A 22726-nucleotide genomic window follows, 5' to 3' on the forward strand; every position below is an offset into this window, starting at 1 on the left:
AGAACGCATCCTCCTCCCAGCGAACTTAACTCTCACAAGAACAGCAAACTCGTCCCTCCTCCCTCGATGTTTGCTGTACCAATTAAGGCTTCGCTTCGTGCGGGGCCTTTTTTGGTTTTGGGGCCAAAAAAGTGGGCCCGCACGCGGCAGGCCCATAAAGGGGCCATTCTTACAAATTCAAGTCGGTCAGCGATAAAGCCGATCGCCCAAATCCTCCATGCCGGTATAAAGGCTGGCCACCTCTTCACCATAGCCATTGAACAATTGTGTCGGCACATATTCGCCCGTATGCAACACACGCTCTCGCGCCTGGCTCCAGCGCGGATGCGGCACCTCCGGGTTCACATTGGCCCAAAAGCCATATTCACGCGCCTGCAATTGCTCCCAAAAGCTCACGGGCTGCTGATCGGTAAATTCAAACCGCACAATCGATTTAATGGATTTAAAGCCATATTTCCAAGGCACCGCCAATCGCAGTGGCGCCCCCATCTGGTCGGCCACCACTTTGCCATAGGCGCCCACCACCAGAAACGCCAGATCATTGGTGGCCTCGGCCATGGTCAGCCCTTCCACATAGGGCCAGGGATACCAGGGCTGGGTCTTGATTCCCCGCGCCACGCTGGGATCATTAAACGTTTCCATGCGCACATATTTGGCACCGGACGTTGGCGCGGCCATCTCCACCAGCTTGCGCAGCGGAAAGCCGATCCACGGCACAGTCATCGACCACGCTTCAACGCATCGATGACGATACAGCCGTTCTTCCAACGTCATCTTGGCCATCAGCTCATCAATGTCCATTTTGATCGGCTTTTCCACCATCCCGTCAATGGTCACTTCCCAAGGGCGCGCTTCAAGCGCCTGGGCCGCGCTGGCAATTTCCTTGTGCGATCCAAATTCATAAAAATTGTTATATTCGAGATTGAACTTTTCCGGCGTCAAATCGCGATCCAGCTGATAGGCATCATTTCGCGCCGCTTCTAGCGCCATGCGATCTTCTTGGGCGAAGGCTTTGGAAATGCCCAACCCACCGCTTGCTGCAATCGCGCCAGCCGCCAGTCCGCCGGCCATAATCTGGCGACGATTTAGATAAACCGACTCCGGCGTCGCCTCAGCCTGCTTGAGTTGCCAGCGTGGTGATTTGCGAATATGCATGAAGTGAACTCCCTTGTTTGGGAGATTAAAGACCGGTTCGCGTTCACGGGCAAATGATCAACGATAAAATCCGCGTGAGCAAGATCAGGCTCGACAATACAGTAATTTTTTGATCAAAAGGTCAAAATAAAGATCATCAACCAAAAAGGTGGGGTTGGTTATGAGCATCATCAATTTCGGGTCAATCAATATTGACTATGTGCACCGCGTGCCACACTTCCCGCAGCCGGGTGAAACACTGGCGGCCATTTCCTTCGAGAAAGGCTTGGGCGGCAAAGGCGCCAACCAGTCCATCGCCATCGCCCGCGCCAAAGGCGACATCCGGCATTTTGGCCAAATCGGACAAGACGATGGCTGGGTGCTCGACATTTTGAAAGATGCCGGTGTGAATATTGATAAAGTGGCGGTCACCGACACCCCCACCGGCCACGCCATTATTTATGTCGACGATCATGGTGAGAACAATATTGTGCTCAATGGCGGGGCCAACCAGAACTTCACCGATGATGCGATTGAAGCCGCCTTGGCCGAGGCGAACGCAAACGACTGGTTGCTCTTTCAAAACGAAACCAACAATGTCGACCATGCCTTGAAAACCGCCCAACAGCGCGGCATGAAGATCGCTTATGCCGCCGCACCTTTCGATGCCCAGCGCGCCGCCAGCATCATCCCGCATGTGGATTTGATCGCGGTCAACGAGATCGAAGCCCAGCAACTGGCGCAAGCCTCCGGCAAACCCATAGATCAGCTCGAATGCGATTATGTGTTGGTCACCAAGGGCGAAAAAGGCGCAGAGCTGCGCACGCCATCGGGCACTTTCACCAGCGCCAGCTTTAAGGTCGATGCCATCGACACCACAGGCGCGGGCGACACGTTTCTTGGCTTCTTCCTGGCCGAGCTCGACAAGGGCACTGAACCGGAAAAAGCCCTCAAAATCGCAAGCGCTGCCAGCGCCATCCAGGTCACCCGCCTCGGGGCCGCCAGTGCCATTCCCACTTATGACGAAGTTCAAACCTTTTTGGAGACCCATTCATGAGCCAACACAAAATCATTCTTGATACCGATCCGGGCATTGATGATGCCATGGCCATCCATCACATCTATGCCGATCCGCGTCTGGAATTGCTGGGCATGACCACCATTTTCGGCAATGTGCCGGTCACCACCGCCACCCGCAACGCCTTGCATCTGGCTGAAATGGTGGGGGCGGATACGCCTGTGGCCGAAGGGGCCAAAGTGCCCTTGGTGCAAACCCCGAACCCGCACGCTGATTTCGTGCATGGCGTTGAAGGTTTTGGCGATTATCCCCGCACCAATCCGTCGCGCAAAAAAGACCCGCGCAGCGCTGCCGAGTTTTTGTGCGAAATGACTGCGGCCCATCCGGGCGAAATCACCATCTGCGCCGTTGGCCCGCTCACCAATCTGGCGCTGGCGCTGGCGCATGACCCGGCGATCGCCAAAAATGCGAAAAATGTCGTCATCATGGGCGGTGCCGTCGATGCGCCGGGCAATGTCACCGAATTTGCCGAAGCCAATGTCTGGAACGACCCCCACGCGGCGCAAAAAGTGTTTGATGCCGAATGGGATGTCACCCTAGTTGGCCTCGATGTGACCCAAAAAATCGTCTGCACCCTGGATGATTTTGCCAAGGTCAGCGAAAGCTCCCCGGAAATCGGCGAATTCTTGAGCCAGATTTCCACCTACTACATCAATTTCTACGTGAACAATGTCGGCCTGCAAGGCTGCGCGCTGCACGACCCAGCGGCCATTATCGCTCTTACCGACCCGGATCTGTTTGAAACCAAACATGTACCGCTGAACACGGTGCTGGATGGCAATGAGGTGGGCAACACCGTAGAAATCGCCGACGGCACCCGCCGTGTTCATGTCTGCACCACTGCCGACAGCGAAGCCGTGCGCAAAGTGTTCCTCGACACGCTAGCCAACGCCGACGCCCGCAAAGCCGCACGGCAATAGCTCCAAAGCAAACACACAGGTGATCCCGGCTCAAGGCCGGGACTGCCCTTTGGGTTGATCACGACATATCCCCCTGTCCGCCCCGGACTTGATCCGGGGCCAAACACCCTTAGCCCACGGTAAATATTGGTCCCGCATCAAGTGCGGGACAGCCCTTGGGGAAGCGCATGCACCAAATGCACCCGCGTCATTGCAAGACCTGATCTTGCAATCCATTTGCGGCTAGCAACACAACACTCCACCAGCGCACTTTGGGCCCACCAAGCAGCAAAGCACAACTATCTCCCTCCCCTTGATGGCAGGGCTATCGCATATGAAAAAGCGGTGGTTAGCGATGCGCAGCCCAAGCACATATTTAGCGCCTCGGCGCGAGCCTTGGTGTTACGTGGCCTCATCTTCTCCGTGGGGGCCTCCCCGGACTTGATCCGGGGTCTGAGCAGCGCTGGCGGTCGGCGATGGTTTGGCTTTTTACCCAACGAATTGATTCAAAAATAACTGGTTACACTCATATGCGATTACCCTCCCCTTGATGGGGAGGGATTAAGGGTGGGGTGACAGCCCCTACGTCAACCCCTTGCAATAAGCCTCAATCCGATCACAAGCCCGCTCAAGCTCGGGCAGGGACAAGGCATAAGACACCCGAAAATAGGGCGACAGCCCATAGGCACCGCCATGCACGCTGGCAACATTTTGCTCCGCCAACAGGCCCATCACAAAATCCTCGTCATTCTCGATGACTTTGCCATCGGCGCGCGTCTTGCCGATAAAAGCAGCGCAAGACGGATAGACATAAAACGCCCCGTCAGGCGTGAGACACTCAATGTCCTCAATCTTGTTCAAGCGACCCACGACAAAATCACGACGGCTGCCAAAGGCGGCGCGCCAGTCGGTCAGAAAGCTCTGATCGCCTTCCAGCGCTTCCACGCTGGCCCATTGTGCAATTGAACAGGGGTTAGAAGTAGATTGGCCCTGCAATTTGTTCATCGCTTTGATCAACCAGCTTGGCCCGGTGCAATAGCCAATGCGCCAGCCGGTCATGGCATAGGCTTTTGAAACGCCATTCATGGTCACCACCCGATCCTGCAGATCAGGTGCCACTTCAACCATGGTGGCAAATTGCGTATCGCCATAAACAAGATGCTCGTAAATATCATCCATCAGCACCATCACTTGAGGATGCTTGCGCAACACTTCGGCAAGTGCTTTCAGCTCTTCAGCGCTATACACTGCGCCGGTGGGGTTAGACGGACTATTGAGCAACAGCCACACCGTCTTGTCGTTGATCGCATCTTCCAATTGCTGCGATGTGATCTTAAAGCCCTGCGCAGCGTCCGCTTCCAAAATGATCGGCGTTGCCCCGGTCAGGCGCACCATTTCCGGGTAGGACACCCAATAAGGCGCGGGCACAATCGCCTCGTCACCTTCATCCAATGTCGCCATCAGCGCATTGTAGATGATCTGCTTGCCGCCCGTCGCCACAAAGCAATCGGCCGGATCTGTTTTAATATTATTATCGCGCTCATATTTGCGAGCGATCGCAGCCTTAAGCTCCGGAATACCGCTGGCGGCTGTGTAACGGGTTTTGCCCGCATCCATTGCCCGTTTAGCCGCATCACGAATGGGTTCTGGCGTATCAAAATCCGGCTCTCCTGCGCTTAGGGCAATTACATCTTCCCCAGCTGCTTTCTTTTCTAAGGCCAATTGCGAAATAGCCATAGAGGCAGACGGCTTGATGCGGCGCAGCGCAGCGGAGATTTTTTCCATGAGATAAACCAGATTCAAGTTGCAAGTGGCCTGATATGAACAATTTAGTGGCTTTTTGGCAACGCATATTTCGTTAAGCTTTATGGCAGCCACAAATTGGCCTAATTTTTTGCCGGAATTTTTCTTATTTCATTCAAAATTCACCCGCACTTAGGGGGCACAGTCGATCCTGTTCAAAGGAGCGATGACATGAAAAAGCAATCGAAGTTTCTCACCATACTATCCGTTGGTTTCGCGCTTTTCCTCGGTGCAGGCGTTGTTGCCGGCCCTGCGGTCGCCGCGACCCATAATCCTGCAGACCAGGTCGCCCTTGGTATAATCATTCCAGCCCTATTAATTTGTCTGGCCATTATCGTCGAACTTTGGCGGACAACAGCAGGCCCCAAGCGCCGCACCTCCCCCGTGCGGGTACGGGAAAACAAAAACCGATCCAGCAAATAACTCCCCCTCCAAAGCGGTTTTTGTTTTGACCAGCCCTTTTTAAAGGGCTGGTTTTTTAATGGCTTAAACTAGCACCTTCCTCGTTTCTTACCAAACTTACCAATTTGTCATCTAACGGCAAACTTCCCGCAATCTGGCTTTTCCTATCTTCAATCTCGATCAGACACACAACTTGGATCGAAAGGAAGATCAAAATGAAAAAGCTTTCAACACTCGCCCTCACCGCCGCCATGGTCGGCACGCTCGCCGTTTCTGCAATGGCCCCTGCTGCCGCTTATGCCGACAATCACGGCGACGGCAAACGCGCCGAACAGCAACATAAGGGCAAAAAAGGTGGCCACCACCGCATGACCCGCGGCGGCCACGGTTTCCTTGGCATGATCTGCGCGCCCCAAGGTGCTGAAAAAGCCGTCAAACGCCTCGACAAGATGGCGGAAAAGCTGCAATTGACTGCGGACCAGACCTCAGCCTTTGAAACGCTCAAAGCCACCGTCACCGAGGCTCAGGCCGATGCCGCCGAAGCCTGCGCGCCATTGAAGGATAACAAACCTGCTAGCCCAGTGGACCGCATGGAAAAACGCCAGGCCATCATGCAATTGCAGCTTGATGCGATGGGCCAAATCACGCCGGTCTTTGCCGATTTTTACGAGACGCTGAACGACGAGCAGAAAGCCGAACTGAGCAAGAAAGGCCCCAAAGGAAAGCATACTCATGATCGTGATGACGACGATGAAGATGATGAGGATGACAGCGACGCGTAATTCTACCCGTAACATTATGTGACGTTGTCGCTGGCGGCCTCCCGTGCCCATGGGCTGCCAGCACCCTCTCTCCAATGCCACATATGTCTCTCCTGATTGGTCGCCCGCATCAGTTTTTGTGGGCGACCCATCAATATTTTCAATGGGCAAAACAGCCAGTTTCCCGCTTGCCAACGCGTCAATCCCCCGATACCACTTTGGTACAACCAAAGGGGGACGATCATGACGCTGCCATTTAATCCGGCAACTTTCCGTGCACACTTTCCAGCATTTAATGAAGACAGCCTGAAGGGCTGGGGCTTTTTTGAGAATGCAGGTGGCTCCTATATGTGCAAGCAGGTCATTGATCGCTACAACCACTATTTCACCGCCCATAAGTTGCAGCCCTATGGCCAATATCCGGCTTCAAAGGAAGCAGGGGTGGAAATGGATGAAGGCCATGTTGCATTGGCCCGGCTGCTCAATGTCGATGTGAGCTGGATTCACTTTGGCCCTTCCACCAGCGCCAACACCTACACTTTGGCTCATGCTTTTGGTCAAATGCTCAAGGCCGGTGATGCGATCATTGTCACCAATCAGGACCATGAAGCCAACACTGGTGCCGTACGCCGCATGGCGGAAGAAAAAGGCCTTGAGGTCCGCGAGTGGAAGGTGAATTCGACCACTGGCTCGCTGGAAATGGATGCGTTTGAAAACCTGTTGGACAACAAGGTGAAACTGATCACCTTCCCCCACGCCTCAAACATTGTCGGCGAGATCAACCCCGTGGCCGAAATCTGTGCGGCGGCAAAAAAAGTGGGTGCCAAAACCATTGTCGACGGCGTGGCCTATGCGCCACACACCATGCCCGACCTGTCAGCTTTGGGGGCAGATGTCTATCTGTTCTCCACCTACAAAACCTTTGGTCCGCATCAGGGTCTGATGGCGATTAATCCGTCCTTGGCCGGGCAGTTGCCCAATCAGGGGCATTTCTTCAATAACGGAATCCCGCGCAAGCGGTTGGTCCCGGCGGGGCCGGATCACGCGCAAATTGCAGCCAGCGCTGGCATCGCCGCTTATTTCGATCAAATTGCTGACGAGATGAACATTGCCCGCCCCAACAATGGTGAGCGCAAATTGTTCAGCGCCTTGCGCGAGCAGGAAACCGCCTTGCTTACACCTTTGATGGATTATTTGAAATCCTCCAACAAAGTGCGCCTCGTCGGCACCGACGATTTGGACGCGCGGGTACCCACCATTTCCATGATCTGCGAGAAGCCGGGACTGGAACTGGCCCGCGATCTGGCCGAACATAAGATCATGGCCGCTGGCGGTCATTTCTATGTCTATCGCTTGATGGAAGGCATGGAGATCGACCCGAACCATGGGGTCTTGCGCACCTCGTTCGTTCACTTTACGGATGAGGCTGAAGTCCAACAATTGATCAGCGCTCTCGATCAGGTGCTCTAACCTCCCTCACACATTGCGGACTATGCCTATGCCTCGCTCCCTGGCGACCCTTATTATGATTATTGCCACCATGGTGTGGGGCTTTGCCTTTATCGCGCAAAAGTCCGCGATGGACTCCATGGGCCCGCTCACCTTCCTGGCCTCACGCTATTTGCTGGGTGGCATTGTCATTCTGCCTTTGGCCTGGTTCGAGCATAAGCGCCAGAAGGAGCCGATTTCAAAACGCGCCTGGGGATTGATCTTTATCCTCAGCGCCGCCTTCTTCCTCGGCTCATGGCTGCAACAGGCCGGTTTGCTCACAGCAACAGTCACCAATGCCGGTTTCCTCACCGGGCTTTACGTGATGTTTGTGCCCTTTATTCTTACGCTTTTCTTTCGCCAGCGCCTGCCCAGCATCGTCTGGATTTGCATGCCGCTGGCCCTGCTCGGCCTTTATCTTCTCAACGGTGCCCGTCTCGACAATTTCGTGATCGGTGATTTCTTAGTGATGAGCAGCGCCATTTTCTGGGCCGTGCATGTGCTTTTGCTGGGCTACACCGCGGCGCTGACAAAACGCCCGATCACCATCTCAGCTCTCATCTTCATCCTCGCCGGGCTCTACAGCCTGGGCGGTGGTTTCGCTCTTGAAACGGTCAATATTGAAGTGCTGCAACTTGGCTGGAAAGAGATTGTTTATGCGGGCTTGTTGTCGACGGCTGTGGGCTTCACTCTGCAAGCCATCGGCCAACAACATGTACCCGCAGCCAATGCGGCCATCATTCTGTCTGGGGAAAGTCTTTTCGCCGCCATTGGCGCCGCCCTGGTGTTGGGCGAACGCCTGAGCCTGGTTGGATACGCTGGCGCGGCATTGATTTTCTTTGCGATCGTTTTGGTGGAAACCGTGCCCATCATTCAGGCCAAACGGGAGAAAAAACACCCGATCGACCCCGTGACAAATCTGGAATTATAAATCAGAGAATTTGTCGAGGGTCACTTCTTCACACCAGATCAGCATGCATGCATCCACTTTCAGCTTATTAGGCGAAAGCTGGGTTACGTTGCCGCGAATAGTGTGGCCGCGCAATGTGATCTTGCCGCGCCATTTGTTTTCAGCACGCTGGGGCAATTCTGAAAACAAATAGGTGCCCAAAAGCTGCTTGTTATCAGCATTCTGATGCTCTGGCTGGATCCAGTGCACCAAGCCGCACAGCTTGGTGTTGTCTTCCCCGCAAAAAGTGATCTTATAGCGCGACTCTTTGTTCGCAGGCTGCCAGATGCCCTCAGGGGACATATCTTGTGCCGAGCCCGCACCAACTGAAAAAAGGCCAAAAAGGCTTGCCAAAATCACTGTCTTAAAATTGCGCATTGAATGCTCCTTGTTCAAGCGCCACCCGCATAATATTCCTTACATAGTGATCATGGCGCGAATGTGAATAGCTAACGCAAACCTTAAATGAATGTTCCATCGCCTAACTGCTCAGTTTACCCATAACCTTGTGACCGGTCACAAAACCGTCACATTGCCGACACCAAACTGTAAACAACGGCTCCTAACCTGGCCGATATTGAGGATGAACATTCCCGTTCTCAACCCAACTGTTGCAATAGCCCCGAAAATTGCAACCGGCGTGCGCCCCCAAATGCATGCCATTGGCCGCTCCGCCAGCGGCCTTCTTTTTTGGTCAATCCTTTTATCTGTGGCGAACTGATCTTTTTCCCGCCGTCCTGCTTCAATTTTCGCGCAACTGAGTCATAATAAAACCATCGAATCTGAAATGGGCGCCACAAAGGACCAAGGGCATGGCCAAACTCTATTTCTCCTATGCTGCCATGAATGCAGGCAAATCCACCATTTTGCTGCAGGCCGCCCACAATTATCAGGAACGGGGCATGAATGCCCTGCTTTACACATCGGCCCTTTACGCTGAAGGCGGGGTAGGCAAAATCTCGTCCCGCATCGGTTTGGATGTGGAAGCCAACCTTTATCGTGCTGAAGACAATCTACTCGAGCAGATTATAACCGCCAACAAGCAGCAAAAGATCGACTGCATCTTTGTCGATGAGGCTCAGTTTCTCACCGCCCAGCAGGTCTGGCAATTGGCGCGGGTAGCAGACCATATGAACATTCCGGTCATGTGCTATGGCCTGCGCACCGATTTTCAGGGCAAATTGTTTGAAGGATCGGCAGAGCTTCTGGCCATCGCCGATATTCTGCGCGAAATCCGCACCATATGTGAATGCGGCAGCAAGGCCACCATGGTGGTGCGCTTTGATGAACATGGCCAACCCATGCGTGAGGGCGACCAAGTGGCCATCGGCAAGGAAATCTATGTCTCCATGTGCCGCAAACATTGGGAAGAAAAAATGCGGGACCCGTCCGTGGTCACCGCTTTTCGACTAGAGCCCAATGCGGCAACGCCGATAAGCTTGGACGAGGATGAGGACGACGAGTCCCTGGCGCAATTAGGATAGGTGACCATTATGCCGCATCAGGAAGAGCCCAAAGGTGAATTGACCCTGCGCACCGTCGCCATGCCTGCCGACACCAATCCCGCGGGCGATATTTTTGGCGGCTGGGTTCTGAGCCAGATGGACATTGCCGGCGGCATCGCCGCCTCTGAGCGCGCCAACAGCCGCGTGGTCACCGTGGCGATTGAAGCCATGACCTTCATCGCCCCGGTCAAAATCGGTGATGTGCTATGCGTTTACACCACCATTGAGAAAACCGGCACCACCTCGATCACCGTCTATATGGAGGCCTGGGCCCGCCGCAACCGCGCGGCAGATCGTGTCAAAGTCACCGACGGCACCTTTGTCTATGTGGCGCTCGACGCGTCTGGCAAACCCAGCTCATTCGCCCAGTAAGGCACATTATCATTGAAACTGCCGGGATCTAGCCTCCCGAGCCTCTGCCAACGCGCATTGGCGCTGGACCGCGTATGCACTCGTGCACGCTGACATTTACTGCCAAAAGCCGGCGCGTTTTAATATGAACAGAATATTAACACGCTCGTTCAGCAACCATTCAGGCGCAATATTGTTTTATCTCCAAGACGAACACATCGGATCATTCAGGGAGAGAAAAATGAGCCTACGTCTATTTGTATTAACTACGAGCTTGGCCCTTGCCGGCATGGCCATGTTTACGAGTGCTGCATCGGCTTTCCCGGCATCATCTAAAACAGCCCTCAATGTGCGCTCTGGCCCGGGCACAGAATATCGCGTGGTCGATGCGCTTTATGCGGGCGAACGCGTCAATGTTGAGCGCTGCACCAACTCTCGCAGCTGGTGCTACATCACACATACCGGCCCAGACGGCTGGGTTTCCGCAAAATATCTGCAACGCCACGGTGGCGGAAACTACGATGGCGGCAACAATGGCGGTGGCCATACGGGTGGAGAATATCAGGCCCGTGCCACGACAGCGCTGAATGTTCGCTCTGGTCCAAGCACCCATCGCAGCATTGTTGACGCACTATATGAAGGCGAGCGCGTAACTGTTGAACGTTGCCGCAGCAGCTGGTGCTACATCACCCATAACGGCCCGGACGGCTGGGTCGCCAAACAATATCTCGCCCGCATTGGCGGCGGCAATACTGGCGGTGGTCACCAAGGCGGAAACAACAAACCGAACTTCTCCATCCAATTTGGCAGTGATGGCGAGTTCAGCTTCAGCTTCGGCAATTTGCCGCCGCAGCATGAAGATGCCCGCGCCTGCTTCTATAGTGAGCCCCACTATCGCGGCCGAAGCTTCTGCCTGGATGAAGGTGAAAGCGTGCGTCGACTGCGCGACGGCTGGAACGATGAAATCAGCTCTATGCGTGTGTTTGGCGATGTCGACGTAACGGTTTGTGAACATGCACGCTTCCGCGGATTCTGCCGCACGGTAGATCGCAGCTACCCGCGCATCGGCCCACGGCTAGACAATGAAATCTCATCCATCAGAGTCCACTAGGACTTTGTAGATCGCGTGAGCGCAGCAACACCCCCGGGGTTTACTCGGGGGTGTTGTCATTCCAACTCAACCCACATTGGCACCGAAACCGTTTTTGGCTCAATCAGTGTCCTCGCGTGCTCAGTTAGCGATCAACGCAGCACATTTGACCCAAACGCTAATTCTTCCCGCCAAACGTCTGTACCACTCAATATAGATATCAATCCTACTATAAAGTCCTAGTCGAAAAGCAGATTCAGCAAGCCATCGATTTGCTTTACAAAACTCAAAATAAAAGAATCATCAAATATACCGCAACTTTTCTTCCAAAAAATCGTTTTGCCTCTTGATCGGAAAAACGTTTAACGATGATGGGAGAGTAAAATGTATCTGAGACAAGTTCTATATACTTTCGCCGCCGCCATTACAGGGGTCACCCTGATGGCTGGCTCCGCGATGGCCTATTCAGCAACATCCACAACCGCGCTCAATGTGCGTAGCGGCCCCAGTACCGATTATCGCGTAGTCGACACGCTCTATGCCGGGGAAGAAGTCAATGTTGAGCGGTGCAGCAGTTCACGTAATTGGTGCTACATCACCCACACTGGCCCAGACGGCTGGGTTTCCGCCCGTTACTTGAATCGCACGGGCGGCGGCAATACTGGCGGCAATGGCAATGATTATGACGGCGGTACCGCAGTAAATTACACCGCCCGCGCAACAGTCGCCTTGAACGTACGCTCAGGCCCGGGCACGGGTTACCGCGTGGTAGACGCTCTGTACCGTGGCGAGCGTGTAAACGTTGAACGCTGTTCGGGAAGCTGGTGTTACATTACCCATGATGGCCCTGATGGCTGGGTCGCCGCACGCTATCTAAGCCGCACCAGTGGAGGTGGTGACACGGGTGGCAACCAAAATGAACCAGGCTTTAGCGTCGAGTTCGGCAGCGACGGCGAGTTCAGCTTTAGCATCGGCAACCGCCCAGAACCCGAACCGGACGAGAATGACCAAGCCTGTTTCTATCGTGATTTCGCCTATGGCGGACCAAGCTTCTGCTTGGAAAAAGGCGAAGGCGTGAGCCTGCTTCAGGGCAGTTGGAACGATTCCATCAGTTCCATTCGCGTTGAAGGTGATGTTCAGGTCACGGCATGTATGCACGCCAATTTCGGCGGCAATTGCATTGTCACCGACAAAAATATCCGCTCCCTTGGAGCCAACATGAATGATGAGATCTCATCTATTCAGGTGCGGTAAAAACTCATGACCTGATCAGCGCGGCAGCACTCCTCGGGGTTTACCCCACGGGTGCTGTCGCATTTTGGCCGTGATTTTGTACTTTTCTAGACGCGGGCTTGGGGAGGAACTCATGCGCACAGCCATCATCATTTCTGCCATATTGCTCGCCCTGGGTGTTTCAGGCGCTGGCTGGCTTGCCGGTCAATCGCTGGAACGTTCGCGCGAACCTATTCGTACCGTCACGGTGAAAGGTCTAGCCGAACAGCAGGTGAAGGCCGATCTCGGGTTCTGGCCGATCAAATTTGTGGCCACCGGCCCCACCTTGGATACGGCCCGCGCTGAGCTCGAACAGGCGGAAAAAGCCGTGCGCGCTTTTCTGGCCAATAATGGCTTTGGGCCAGACACGATTGAAGTGCAAAACATAAAGGTCGAAGACCGGTTCACCGGCTATAATGGCGGCAATTATCCTGCCGAAGCCCGTTTCACCCTCACCGAGGACTTGCTGGTCACCACCAACGAGGTCGATCAGCTGGCCGAAGCTGCCCGCAATATCACCGATTTGCTTCGCGCCGGGGTGGTGTTTTCGTCCGATGCCTGGTCGGGCGGCCCATCCTTTGTCTTTACCGATCTCAACGATCTGAAAGGCGATATGCTGACCGAGGCGACGCAACGGGCCCGCGAGGCGGCTCAGCAATTCGCCATTCAGTCAGATTCCAAAGTCGGCAATATCCAAACCGCCAATCAAGGTGTGTTCCAAATCCTGCCCGCCGTCGATATCCCCAATGACCGTCCCGACCGGCAAATTGAGAAGAAGGTACGCGTGGTGACCACAATCACTTATTTCCTTATCGACTAGCAAGAAGGACCCCGCAGGGCCCTCCAAACTACTGCGCAGCCACGGCTTCCCGCGCGTCAGCCGGGCGGCGCACCATCCAGGCCGCTGCCACTGCAAACATGTAGATCACCGCGCCACACATAAAGGCCCAGCGGATGCCCTCGGTCAGCGCGGGCACTTCGGCCAGCCCCGCTTCGCTCGCAAGGCGAGACTGCACCGCCATCACCGCCACAAACAGCGCCACACCGGCCGCGCCAGAGACTTGTTGGATGCTGCCCAGCATGGCACTGCCGTGGGAATACAGCTGCGGCGGCACTGAGCCAAGCCCGGACGTAAAGAGCGGTGTAAACACCAGGGCCAGCCCGAGGCTCAACACCACATGGCCGATCAGAATATTGTAAATGCTGGTGGTCTCGCCCACTTGGGTCAGCGCCCACAACACCGCCGAGACCAGCAATGTACCCGGGATCACCAAAGGTCGCGGTCCATAGCGGTCATAGAGCCGCCCCACCGTTGGCGCCAAAAGTCCCATCAGCAAGCCACCTGGCATCAGCAGCAATCCGGTTTGCAAAGCATCAATCCCCAACACATTCTGGGTATAGATTGGCAGCAGGATCACTGTGCCCAACAGCACCGCCATGCTGATCGCAAGCATGCCCACACAGATCGAATAAAGCCGCGACTGAAAGGTGCGAAAATCGAGCAGCGCACTGTCTTTCTTTTGCAAGTGCAATTGCCGCGCGATAAAGATCACCATCACCACAGCACCAATGACCAGCGGCGCCCAGCTGGGCAGCCCGGCAATCGCTACCGTGCCTTCACCGCCAAAGCTTGACAGGCCATAGACCAACCCGCCAAAGGCGATGGCAGACAGGATCACCGACAAAATATCCAGCGGCGCATAGCGCGGCTCGGTCACATTTTTCATATATTTGGACCCGGCAGCCAGCGCTAAAAGCGCAATTGGCATCACCAGAATAAACAGCCAGCGCCATTCCATATAGTTGAGCACAAAGCCTGATATGGTCGGGCCGATGGCAGGCGCCACCGAGATCACAATAGAAATGTTACCCATGGTTTTGCCCCGGCCTTCCGGCGGCACCAGGGTCATAACCGTGGTCATCAACAAGGGCATCATGATCGCGGTGCCCACCGCTTGGGTCACGCGCCCGAAAATCAAAAGTTCCAACCCCGGCGAAACCGCACACACAAAGGTACCAACGCTGAAAACGCTCATGGCCAATATAAAGATTGGCCGCGTGTTCATTTGCTGAATCAGGAAGCCCGTAATCGGGATCACCACGGCCATAGTCAGCAAAAAGGCTGTCGTCAGCCACTGCACGGCACCTGCCGATACGTCCAAAGCCACCATCAGTCGCGGCAGCGCGACGGTCATGATGGTTTCATTGAGAAACACCACGAAAGTCGAAATGAGCAAAAGCGCAATCACCAGTCGGTTGCGCCCCGTATGGTCGGGCGCGGCCTCTTCCGGAGGCAATGCCTCGGCAGCGGAATTAAGATCAGTCATGGGAGCCTTCTTCGTGGGAGAGCTAAAATATGGGCCTAAGGGCTGGCCAAAATGCACCCGGGTGCGACAATCTGTCAACTGCTTTGGGCCAAATTTCCTTTTCTTGCGGAACCACCCTTGTTCTCTTTACGTTCCAACCTACATTGCCTATACTGATCTTAACAGACTCGCGGTCCGTATCTGCAGCACATCCGCACCAAGGTAGTTTTCATGAGCGACGATAACAAATCTCAACGGCCCGCCAAGGCCGACTTTTCCATCGACGAATTCATCAATGAAATCGAAAAAGCGGAAGAGATCGAAGCCTCAAAGCCGTTGCCGCAGCAGCGCCTGAAAAACAAACGCGCGCTTGATCGGGCTGACGCCGATGCAGCCAAGCGTAAAACCACCAAAACCTCGAATCCGGACACCAAAACCGGCATGTCGAAACGTTCGCCCAAATCCAAGGCAAACGCGGTTGAGCGCCCCACAAACCTTGATGGGTTTGAAGAAGCGCCTCAGGCGGGGTTCAATCATATTCCAGAGGCCAAAGCCAAGAGTAAAGAGAATGCAAAATCACTGACAGGCTCCACTGGCGGCGTTACCGCAACGGTGCAGGCGCTGCAGGATTTGATCGAGCATGGCCGGAAAGAAGTGGAAGGCACCGAGGCATGGCAACCGCACCGCCCAGCCCGTCCGGCCAAACTGGAAGGCGGCCAACGCTTTGAGCTGGCCACCGATTTTGAACCGCGCGGCGACCAGCCCACGGCCATCGCAGAGCTTGGCGAAGGCATTGAAAATGGCGAAACCGATCAGGTGCTTTTGGGCGTTACCGGCTCCGGTAAAACCTTCACCGTCGCGTCGCTTATCGCGCAAACCCAACGCCCGGCCTTGATCCTTGCCCCCAACAAAACATTGGCGGCGCAGCTTTATGGCGAATTCAAAAGCTTCTTCCCCAACAATGCGGTGGAATATTTCGTTTCCTACTACGATTATTACCAGCCCGAAGCCTATGTGCCACGCACCGACACCTATATTGAAAAAGAATCCACCATCAATGAGCAGATCGACCGGATGCGCCACTCGGCCACCCGTGCCGTGCTCGAACGCGATGACGTGATCATCGTCGCCTCGGTGTCCTGCATTTACGGTATCGGCTCGGTAGAGGGCTATACCTCCATGATTGTCGATCTGTCCGAAGGGCAAAAAATCGATCAGCGCGAGCTGCTCGCCGAGCTGGTGGCGCTGCAATATAAGCGCAACGAAGCCGCCTTCACCCGCGGCACCTTCCGCGTGCGCGGCGACACCATCGAGATTTTCCCCGCCCACTATGACACCGCCGCCTGGCGCGTCACCCTGTGGGGCGATGAGATTGAAGAAATCGTGGAATTTGATCCGTTGACGGGCAAAAAGGCCGCCAAGCTCAAACATATCCGCCTCTATGCGAACTCGCACTATGTGACCCCGCGCCCGACCCTGACCCAGGCGATCAAGCATATCAAAACCGAGTTGCAAGGTCGTTTGCAGGAACTCAACGGCGCAGGCCGTTTCCTCGAAGCCCAACGCTTGGAACAGCGCACCCTCTTCGATCTGGAAATGATGGAAGCCACTGGCTCCTGCGCGGGCATCGAAAACTATTCGCGCTATCTCACCGGCCGCAAGCCCGGCGAGCCACCCCCAACCCTGTTCGAATATCTGCCCGATAACGCTATGCTGTTCGTGGACGAAAGCCACGTGACCATCGGACAGTTGGGCGCCATGTATCGCGGCGACTTCCGCCGCAAGGCCACCTTGGCCGAATATGGTTTCCGCCTGCCATCCGCCATGGACAACCGTCCACTGCGCTTTGAAGAGTGGAACGCCATGCGGCCACAATCGGTCTATGTCTCGGCCACCCCGGGCAATTGGGAAATGGATCAGACGGGCGGCGTGTTCGCCGAGCAGGTCATTCGCCCTACCGGCCTTATTGATCCACCTGTGGAAATCCGCCCGGCCACCAATCAGGTAGACGATGTAATCGACGAAGTGAAAAAGGTCGCCAAGCAGGGCTACCGCACCTTGCTGACCACTTTGACCAAAAAGATGGCCGAAGACCTCACCGAATATATGCATGAGCAAGGCATCAAGGTCCGCTACATGCATTCGGACGTGGATACGGTGGAGCGAATTGAGATCATCCGCGATCTCCGCCTTGGCGCGTTCGATGTGCTGGTGGGCATCAACCTGTTGCGTGAGGGCTTGGACATTCCCGAATGTGCCCTCGTCGCCATTCTCGATGCGGACAAGGAGGGTTTCCTTCGCTCGGAAACCTCATTGATCCAAACCATCGGTCGCGCTGCGCGGAACGCTGATGGACGCGTTGTGCTTTACGCCGATCGCGTCACCGGTTCCATGGAACGGGCAATGGCCGAAACCAATCGCCGGCGCGAAAAGCAGCTCGCCTACAATGAAGAGCATGGCATCACGCCGCAAACGGTCAAATCAAACATCAAAAACATCATGGAATCCGTCTATGAAGGCGACCGCGTCACCGTGGCCACCGGCAAAGACAAATTCTCCAAGGGTGATGTGCATGTGGGCGACAACCTCGCCGCGACGATTAAAGACCTCGAAGCCAAAATGCGCGACGCCGCCACCAACCTCGAGTTCGAAGAAGCCGCCCGCCTCCGCGATGAGGTCAAGCGCCTGAAAGAAATGGAACTCGACGTGATGGACTCGCATCTGGGCGAATAACATCTCTGGCGGATGGTGAATTTCCTCATCATCCGCCACGCCTTCTCCACTCATGTCTAGATCTCCGCGCCACAAAAGAGACGAAAAAAGCTCACTTCCGCGGTCTTTTTTAAAGCGTCTGCACGCGCAAAATCACAAAAACCCTCAATAAGATCAATTAGTTTTAATCAGTTTGATTTCTTGACCAACCCCTAAAGCTCAACTAAAAATCAGTTAAAGCAATCAAACAAGGAAATCACATGCGTTACATCATTTTGGCCCTGCTGGTTGGATTAGGGTTCACCTCTCCTGCCGCCGCCCAAACCTTCAGCAGCGGCGACTGGGCCGCCAGCAAAATCGGTCAGGTTTGTTACGTCTTCACCACCCGCTCTGCCCGCGATACTTCCGGCGCGCTGGTTTTCCGGTTTGAGGAGAAAGGCTACAACGCAGGCTTCAGCTATGAATATGCACCCTGGCCCGGTGAAACGGGCGCACCTTGGGGTGAAGACGATTATGTCGTGCTGGAAATTGACGGAGAAGCGACATGGCTCGGCGACGAAATGTCCACGGACCTTGGCCCCACTGGCTACAACGCATCCATGACCAGCGGCTTCGTGTCCGAAATGATCACCGAGATCAACCGGGCATCAAACGCAGTGGGCTTCGCCATGGAACGACAATCAGACGGTGAAACCGTGCTGTACGGCTTGTTCTCACCCGCCGGGTTTACCGAAAGCATGGCCCGTGCTGGCGAAATGTGCCAGTTCAGCCCAAGCGCTTTGCCCACCAGCTAAACAGCTACAATTGGCGCGCCCCGCAAATTGCGGGGCCTTCCTCTCCATCGCGACCAAACATAACGGTTGAAGGCCGCACGGTCGCATATCATTCAGGCTCAATCTGCATTACAGTTGCCCGCGAATCCGCGACCAAACTTATTGTCTTAACTTTGAGCCTATGACCAACACCCCCCTCAGCATTCTACGCGACTATTACGGATATGACGCCTTTCGCGGCCAGCAGGAAGACGTCATCAATCATGTTGTCAAGGGTGGCAATGCCTTTGTGCTGATGCCAACGGGCGCGGGTAAGTCACTTTGCTATCAGATCCCGGCGCTTTGCCGCAAAGGCGTTGCGGTTGTGGTCTCGCCGCTGATCGCTTTGATGCAGGACCAGATCAACGCCCTTGATCAGATGAACATCAAATCTGCCGCGATCAACTCAACCATGACTTTCGAAGAAGTGAGCGCCGTACGGCGGCAGGTGCGCGAAGGTACAATTGACCTGCTCTATGTCGCCCCCGAACGGCTGATGATGCCAGACTTTTTGTCCTTCCTCGACAAATGCAACATCGCCCTGTTCGCCATCGACGAAGCCCACTGCGTCTCCGAATGGGGCCACGATTTCCGCCCTGATTACGCGGCGCTCTCGATGCTGGCCGAACGTTTTCCCAACGTGCCCCGCGTTGCCCTTACCGCCACCGCAGATGCGCAAACCCGTGCTGACATTGTTCACCGCCTCGCGCTCGACGATGGCCGCAGCTTTATCGGCGGCTTCGACCGTCCCAACATCAATTATTCAATTGCCCTGCGCAATTCCCCCCGCAATCAGGTCCTGCGTTTCCTCAAAGATAAGCACCCGGAAGATTGCGGGATCATCTATTGCCTGTCGCGCAAAAATGTTGAGGAGATGGCCGCATGGCTGTGTGAACAGGGCATCGAAGCACTGCCTTATCATGCCGGGCTTTCAAGCGAAGTGCGCGCGCAAAATCAACAGGCCTTTTTGCAGGGCGAGCGGGTGATCATGGTCGCCACCATCGCCTTTGGCATGGGGATCGACAAACCCGATGTGCGCTTTGTGGTGCACATGAACACGCCAAAAAATATCGAAGCCTATTATCAGGAAACCGGCCGCGCCGGGCGCGACGGCCTGCCCTCAAACGCGCTGATGCTCTATGGCTTGGAAGATGCAGCCCAGCAACGCCAATGGATTGAAGCCTCCACCGCCCCACAAGCGCAAAAACACATTCAGCATCAAAAACTTGGCGCCCTATTCGGCCTCTGCGAAACCGCAAAATGCCGTCGGCAGGTGCTGCTCAATTATTTCGACGATCATTGCGAGCCGTGCGGAAATTGCGACACCTGCGAACAGCCCCCGGAAACCTTCGACGCCTCGATTCCGGCACAAAAAGCCATCTCTTGCGTCTATCGCACCGGCGAACGGTTCGGCATCGCCTATCTGGTCGATGTGCTGCTCGGCACCGAAAACGATCGCATCACCCAATTTGGCCACGACCAACTCCCCACCTTCGGCGTCGGTCAGGATTTGACCAAACCCGAATGGCAAAACGTCTTCCGCCAATTGATCGCCAGCAATTTGCTGTGCCTCAATCCCGAAGGTCAGGGCGGCTTTATGATCACCCGCGCCGGGCGCAAATTCTTGAACGAAAAACCCGCCCTGCCCATGCGGCATTACGTAAAACCCCTCCGCAACAAACGCAAAGCCGGCAGCGGCCTCGCAACATCAGCACCGCTCAACACAGAAGATCAAACTCTGCTCAACACGCTAAGATCCGTGCGCAGCGAGCTGGCCAAAACCAACAAGGTCCCCGCCTACGTCATCTTCCACGACCGCACCCTTGTGGAACTGGCCCAAGCCAAACCCACCAATCTGGACGCCATGCTGGAGATCAACGGCATCGGCAAATCCAAACTCGACCGCTATGGGCAAGTGTTTCTAGACGCCATCGCCAATGAGGCCAGCTCGGCCTAGTCAACGAAACACCGCAAAGTCTCCCTCCCCTCGACAGCAGGGTAATCGCATATGAATGCGACTAGTCATTTTCTAAATCAAATCGCTAGACAACCACGTCAGAGCCGACCAGCGGCGCTGAATAGACCCCGGATCAAGTCCGGGGCGACAACGGAGGTGGTCATGCGAAGAAGCTGCAAAACTTGCTTTTAACGCGTTTCACAGACCAATTCCATTTGCATGCGATTCCCTCCCCCTCGATGGGAAGGGGCTAGGGGTGGGATGCCAACTAACGCCAGCAAAGTGCAAAGCGGACAACTCAAATGGATTACCGGATCAAGTCCGGTAATGACGTGTGAGTGTTGAACACACAGCAGAACATACCGAACCATTTGCCCAAGCCCGACCTCCCCAGGGGGCCGCCCCGGACCTGATCCGGGGCCAAAAAGCATCTCCAACATGGCACCGCCCCACCACTCTCCCCCACGTCATTGCAAGACTTGATCTTGCAATCCATTTGCGCTCGATCACACGGCGATTCATCCAAATCTGAGACCAATGCCGGCGCCCTGCTCACCCGTCATCCTCGGACTTGACCCGGAGATCCAGACAAGCACAGTTTAAGACGCACAAAGCCAGCGACTTGCCCGCCGACATTCATTTCTGGATTCCCGCCTACGCGGGAATGACGGTCACCTATTATGACAAACGCACCCCCCAAACGCCGTCACCCTCGGACCTGATCCGGGGCCGAAAAGCATCTCCAACTTAGCACCGCCCCACCACTCTTCCCCACGTCATTGCAAGACTTGATCTTGCAATCCATTTGCGCTCGATCACACGGCGATTCATCCAAATCTGAGACCAATGCCGACGCCCCGCTCTCCCGTCACCCTCGGGCCTGACCCGAGGGGCCAATCAGCATCCAGAGCGAGGTACAGCGCCCAACCCAACTCCAACGCTCAACCAACATGCAAGACCCCCGACTGAAGAAACAGGCGGGCGCATTGCCTTTTAAAGATCGTTCCAAACACACAACCTAAAATAGAAAGCGCTCCAGGACTGCCTTATATCGCCCGCTCCCATGCGACCATACTAACTCATTGACAAACAAAATCTTTCAATAGGCTCAAACACAAAACGCACGCCAAACTTCCCACCGGACCAACAAAAACTTATCCCCGCCCCGCTGGCCGGTGGTATAATGGCCCCACTTTTCGCACCAACGCTTTCCAGCGGCTTGTTGACGGACAAGGGGAAAGATGGGGCTTGCCTCATGTGGGAAAAGAGCAAGGCACCCAGTCGGACGCGAAAGGGTGGCCAGCTCAATTGGATTTGCCCGCCACCAACGGCAGCGCCCCCATGGCGCGGGAGATATAAGGGTCAGCCCTCCGAAATCCATTGAGATATGGAAAAATCCTTGCTGCGCGGGGTCATGTTTGCCTCACGCTTAAACCTAGGATGCCGAGTTGAATATGACCTCGCGTACCGCAAATCCTTCAAAAACCCGGTGGCTAAGCCAACCGGGCCAATGGTGCTGCGCAGGATAATAGGGGAAACAAATAGATCGGCCGTGCATTTCTGCATTAGTGGAGCATTTTCGGCCCGCTATTTGATTTATATCAAATAAAGGCCTGCTCCGATCAGATAACTTAACCTCAAGAGGACGAGAAATGTTGGAAAAGCCTTCTTTAATACGCCGTGCCGCAATAGGCAAAATCATCGGGTTGGCGTTTGGTTTGATCGCATTTTTTGCACTGCCGCTGTTTGTGCCGGATTTATCGATGACGTTCCGGCTCGGCGTGGCATTGTACCTCATAATGATGGGCTGCTTCATCGGAATCATGGGGGTTTTGACCTACCATCCGGTGTTGCATATGCCGATGCCCTGGTGGGTGCGCGGTCCGTTAATCGGCGGCTTTATGATGCTGATTTTATGGATGTTGGCACAAACCGAATTTGATGCGGTGGCTGTGGCCATCTTTGGGGAGGGGGCGATCTTCTCCTCAGGTGCCTGGTCCATAGTTGACGGCATCATCATCGGCGCCCTGATGAGTTTCCTTGCCACCCGGTTTGGAGGGGAAGGCAAAGAAACTGTCGACCGGTAGCGAGTAGAAATCGGTCGATAGAATAGGCGCAACTCCGGCATAAGCTGGGCGGCATTCATCTCATGCCTCGCAAGGGCCCAGATTATCCGGGTTGCGTCTTTCTAAATCGGACAGGTGTTG

Annotated in this window: 19 protein-coding genes; 15 read left to right on the forward strand and 4 right to left on the reverse strand. The window is 55.0% G+C overall.

What is annotated here, in order from left to right:
- Positions 1-186: 186 nt before the first annotated feature.
- Entirely contained in the window at positions 187-1155 is a 969-nt protein-coding gene (gene msrP, locus L1I42_RS11055; RefSeq protein ID WP_236114584.1) for a protein-methionine-sulfoxide reductase catalytic subunit MsrP, read from the reverse strand.
- A 160-nt stretch (positions 1156-1315) separates the two neighbouring features.
- On the opposite strand from msrP, the gene L1I42_RS11060 reads away from it, so the two are divergent.
- Both L1I42_RS11060 and L1I42_RS11065 read left to right on the forward strand, forming a co-directional pair.
- Positions 1316-2191 (forward strand): ribokinase, encoded by an 876-nt coding sequence (locus tag L1I42_RS11060; RefSeq protein WP_236114585.1) that lies wholly within the window; start codon positions 1316-1318, stop codon positions 2189-2191.
- Positions 2188-3132 (forward strand): nucleoside hydrolase, encoded by a 945-nt coding sequence (locus L1I42_RS11065; RefSeq protein WP_236114586.1) that lies wholly within the window; start codon positions 2188-2190, stop codon positions 3130-3132. The genes L1I42_RS11060 and L1I42_RS11065 overlap by 4 nt, the downstream gene beginning before the upstream one ends.
- A 561-nt stretch (positions 3133-3693) precedes the next feature.
- Here the strand turns inward: L1I42_RS11065 and L1I42_RS11070 are convergent.
- Positions 3694-4896 carry a pyridoxal phosphate-dependent aminotransferase gene (locus L1I42_RS11070; RefSeq protein ID WP_236114587.1) on the reverse strand — a complete coding sequence of 401 codons (1203 nt, stop codon included), beginning with the start codon at positions 4894-4896 and terminating at the stop codon, positions 3694-3696.
- Positions 4897-5085: 189 nt separating this feature from the next.
- On the opposite strand from L1I42_RS11070, the gene L1I42_RS11075 reads away from it, so the two are divergent.
- The 4 genes from L1I42_RS11075 to L1I42_RS11090 all read left to right on the forward strand — a co-directional run bounded on the left by L1I42_RS11075 (position 5086) and on the right by L1I42_RS11090 (position 8496).
- Positions 5086-5337 carry a hypothetical protein gene (locus tag L1I42_RS11075; protein WP_236114588.1) on the forward strand — a complete coding sequence of 84 codons (252 nt, stop codon included), beginning with the start codon at positions 5086-5088 and terminating at the stop codon, positions 5335-5337.
- 194 nt (positions 5338-5531) lie between these two features.
- A complete protein-coding gene (locus L1I42_RS11080; protein ID WP_236114589.1) occupies positions 5532-6098 on the forward strand; it encodes a Spy/CpxP family protein refolding chaperone in 567 nt (188 codons plus the stop codon).
- A gap of 222 nt (positions 6099-6320) precedes the next feature.
- A complete protein-coding gene (locus tag L1I42_RS11085) occupies positions 6321-7547 on the forward strand; it encodes an aminotransferase class V-fold PLP-dependent enzyme (protein WP_236114590.1) in 1227 nt (408 codons plus the stop codon).
- Positions 7548-7602: 55 nt separating this feature from the next.
- Positions 7603-8496: a DMT family transporter gene (locus L1I42_RS11090; protein ID WP_236114591.1), complete on the forward strand. Its 894-nt coding sequence runs from the start codon at positions 7603-7605 to the stop codon at positions 8494-8496.
- Here the strand turns inward: L1I42_RS11090 and L1I42_RS11095 are convergent.
- Complete coding sequence (locus tag L1I42_RS11095; RefSeq protein WP_236114592.1) at positions 8491-8892, reverse strand: DUF2147 domain-containing protein; 402 nt, start codon at positions 8890-8892, stop codon at positions 8491-8493. The two genes, L1I42_RS11090 and L1I42_RS11095, sit on opposite strands and share 6 nt — an antisense overlap.
- A 434-nt stretch (positions 8893-9326) precedes the next feature.
- Between L1I42_RS11095 and L1I42_RS11100 the strand changes: the two genes are divergently transcribed.
- The 5 genes from L1I42_RS11100 to L1I42_RS11120 all read left to right on the forward strand — a co-directional run bounded on the left by L1I42_RS11100 (position 9327) and on the right by L1I42_RS11120 (position 13552).
- Positions 9327-9998, forward strand: a complete 672-nt coding sequence (locus L1I42_RS11100; protein WP_236114593.1) for a thymidine kinase — start codon at positions 9327-9329, stop codon at positions 9996-9998.
- A 9-nt stretch (positions 9999-10007) separates the two neighbouring features.
- Positions 10008-10391, forward strand: a complete 384-nt coding sequence (locus tag L1I42_RS11105) for an acyl-CoA thioesterase (protein ID WP_236114594.1) — start codon at positions 10008-10010, stop codon at positions 10389-10391.
- 220 nt (positions 10392-10611) lie between these two features.
- Positions 10612-11481, forward strand: coding sequence for an SH3 domain-containing protein (locus tag L1I42_RS11110; RefSeq protein ID WP_236114595.1), 870 nt, complete (start codon positions 10612-10614; stop codon positions 11479-11481).
- A gap of 363 nt (positions 11482-11844) precedes the next feature.
- Entirely contained in the window at positions 11845-12714 is an 870-nt protein-coding gene (locus tag L1I42_RS11115) for an SH3 domain-containing protein (RefSeq protein ID WP_236114596.1), read from the forward strand.
- A gap of 112 nt (positions 12715-12826) precedes the next feature.
- Positions 12827-13552 carry an SIMPL domain-containing protein gene (locus L1I42_RS11120; RefSeq protein WP_236114597.1) on the forward strand — a complete coding sequence of 242 codons (726 nt, stop codon included), beginning with the start codon at positions 12827-12829 and terminating at the stop codon, positions 13550-13552.
- Between the two features lie 28 nt (positions 13553-13580).
- Here the strand turns inward: L1I42_RS11120 and L1I42_RS11125 are convergent, their stop codons facing one another.
- The gene (locus L1I42_RS11125; RefSeq protein ID WP_236114598.1) at positions 13581-15059 is read right to left on the reverse strand and encodes an MDR family MFS transporter; all 1479 of its coding nucleotides are present in this window, start codon (positions 15057-15059) and stop codon (positions 13581-13583) included.
- Positions 15060-15269: 210 nt separating this feature from the next.
- Here L1I42_RS11125 and uvrB point away from each other — a divergent pair, with 210 nt between their 5' ends.
- The 4 genes from uvrB to L1I42_RS11145 all read left to right on the forward strand — a co-directional run bounded on the left by uvrB (position 15270) and on the right by L1I42_RS11145 (position 22606).
- The gene (gene uvrB, locus L1I42_RS11130; protein WP_236114599.1) at positions 15270-17771 is read left to right on the forward strand and encodes an excinuclease ABC subunit UvrB; all 2502 of its coding nucleotides are present in this window, start codon (positions 15270-15272) and stop codon (positions 17769-17771) included.
- 239 nt (positions 17772-18010) lie between these two features.
- On the forward strand, positions 18011-18544 hold the full coding sequence (locus tag L1I42_RS11135) for a hypothetical protein (protein ID WP_236114600.1): 534 nt from the start codon (positions 18011-18013) through the stop codon (positions 18542-18544).
- Between the two features lie 160 nt (positions 18545-18704).
- On the forward strand, positions 18705-20519 hold the full coding sequence (recQ, locus tag L1I42_RS11140; protein ID WP_236114601.1) for a DNA helicase RecQ: 1815 nt from the start codon (positions 18705-18707) through the stop codon (positions 20517-20519).
- Between the two features lie 1652 nt (positions 20520-22171).
- On the forward strand, positions 22172-22606 hold the full coding sequence (locus L1I42_RS11145) for a hypothetical protein (protein ID WP_236114602.1): 435 nt from the start codon (positions 22172-22174) through the stop codon (positions 22604-22606).
- Positions 22607-22726 lie beyond the last annotated feature (120 nt).

The sequence above is a fragment of the Maritalea mediterranea genome, from assembly GCF_021568695.1.
Lineage (GTDB): Bacteria > Pseudomonadota > Alphaproteobacteria > Rhizobiales > Devosiaceae > Maritalea > Maritalea mediterranea.

What these genes read in the sequence shown, in the direction of transcription:
- msrP (WP_236114584.1), bottom strand. Translation starts at nt 1,155, where the DNA reads ATGCATATTCGCAAATCACCACGCTGGCAACTCAAGCAGGCTGAGGCG.
- L1I42_RS11070 (WP_236114587.1), bottom strand. Translation starts at nt 4,896, where the DNA reads ATGGAAAAAATCTCCGCTGCGCTGCGCCGCATCAAGCCGTCTGCCTCT.
- recQ (WP_236114601.1), top strand. Translation starts at nt 18,705, where the DNA reads ATGACCAACACCCCCCTCAGCATTCTACGCGACTATTACGGATATGAC.
- L1I42_RS11145 (WP_236114602.1), top strand. Translation starts at nt 22,172, where the DNA reads ATGTTGGAAAAGCCTTCTTTAATACGCCGTGCCGCAATAGGCAAAATC.
- L1I42_RS11135 (WP_236114600.1), top strand. Translation starts at nt 18,011, where the DNA reads ATGCGTTACATCATTTTGGCCCTGCTGGTTGGATTAGGGTTCACCTCT.
- L1I42_RS11065 (WP_236114586.1), top strand. Translation starts at nt 2,188, where the DNA reads ATGAGCCAACACAAAATCATTCTTGATACCGATCCGGGCATTGATGAT.
- L1I42_RS11060 (WP_236114585.1), top strand. Translation starts at nt 1,316, where the DNA reads ATGAGCATCATCAATTTCGGGTCAATCAATATTGACTATGTGCACCGC.
- L1I42_RS11090 (WP_236114591.1), top strand. Translation starts at nt 7,603, where the DNA reads ATGATTATTGCCACCATGGTGTGGGGCTTTGCCTTTATCGCGCAAAAG.
- L1I42_RS11105 (WP_236114594.1), top strand. Translation starts at nt 10,008, where the DNA reads ATGCCGCATCAGGAAGAGCCCAAAGGTGAATTGACCCTGCGCACCGTC.
- uvrB (WP_236114599.1), top strand. Translation starts at nt 15,270, where the DNA reads ATGAGCGACGATAACAAATCTCAACGGCCCGCCAAGGCCGACTTTTCC.
- L1I42_RS11100 (WP_236114593.1), top strand. Translation starts at nt 9,327, where the DNA reads ATGGCCAAACTCTATTTCTCCTATGCTGCCATGAATGCAGGCAAATCC.
- L1I42_RS11120 (WP_236114597.1), top strand. Translation starts at nt 12,827, where the DNA reads ATGCGCACAGCCATCATCATTTCTGCCATATTGCTCGCCCTGGGTGTT.
- L1I42_RS11115 (WP_236114596.1), top strand. Translation starts at nt 11,845, where the DNA reads ATGTATCTGAGACAAGTTCTATATACTTTCGCCGCCGCCATTACAGGG.
- L1I42_RS11125 (WP_236114598.1), bottom strand. Translation starts at nt 15,059, where the DNA reads ATGACTGATCTTAATTCCGCTGCCGAGGCATTGCCTCCGGAAGAGGCC.
- L1I42_RS11085 (WP_236114590.1), top strand. Translation starts at nt 6,321, where the DNA reads ATGACGCTGCCATTTAATCCGGCAACTTTCCGTGCACACTTTCCAGCA.
- L1I42_RS11095 (WP_236114592.1), bottom strand. Translation starts at nt 8,892, where the DNA reads ATGCGCAATTTTAAGACAGTGATTTTGGCAAGCCTTTTTGGCCTTTTT.
- L1I42_RS11075 (WP_236114588.1), top strand. Translation starts at nt 5,086, where the DNA reads ATGAAAAAGCAATCGAAGTTTCTCACCATACTATCCGTTGGTTTCGCG.
- L1I42_RS11080 (WP_236114589.1), top strand. Translation starts at nt 5,532, where the DNA reads ATGAAAAAGCTTTCAACACTCGCCCTCACCGCCGCCATGGTCGGCACG.
- L1I42_RS11110 (WP_236114595.1), top strand. Translation starts at nt 10,612, where the DNA reads ATGAGCCTACGTCTATTTGTATTAACTACGAGCTTGGCCCTTGCCGGC.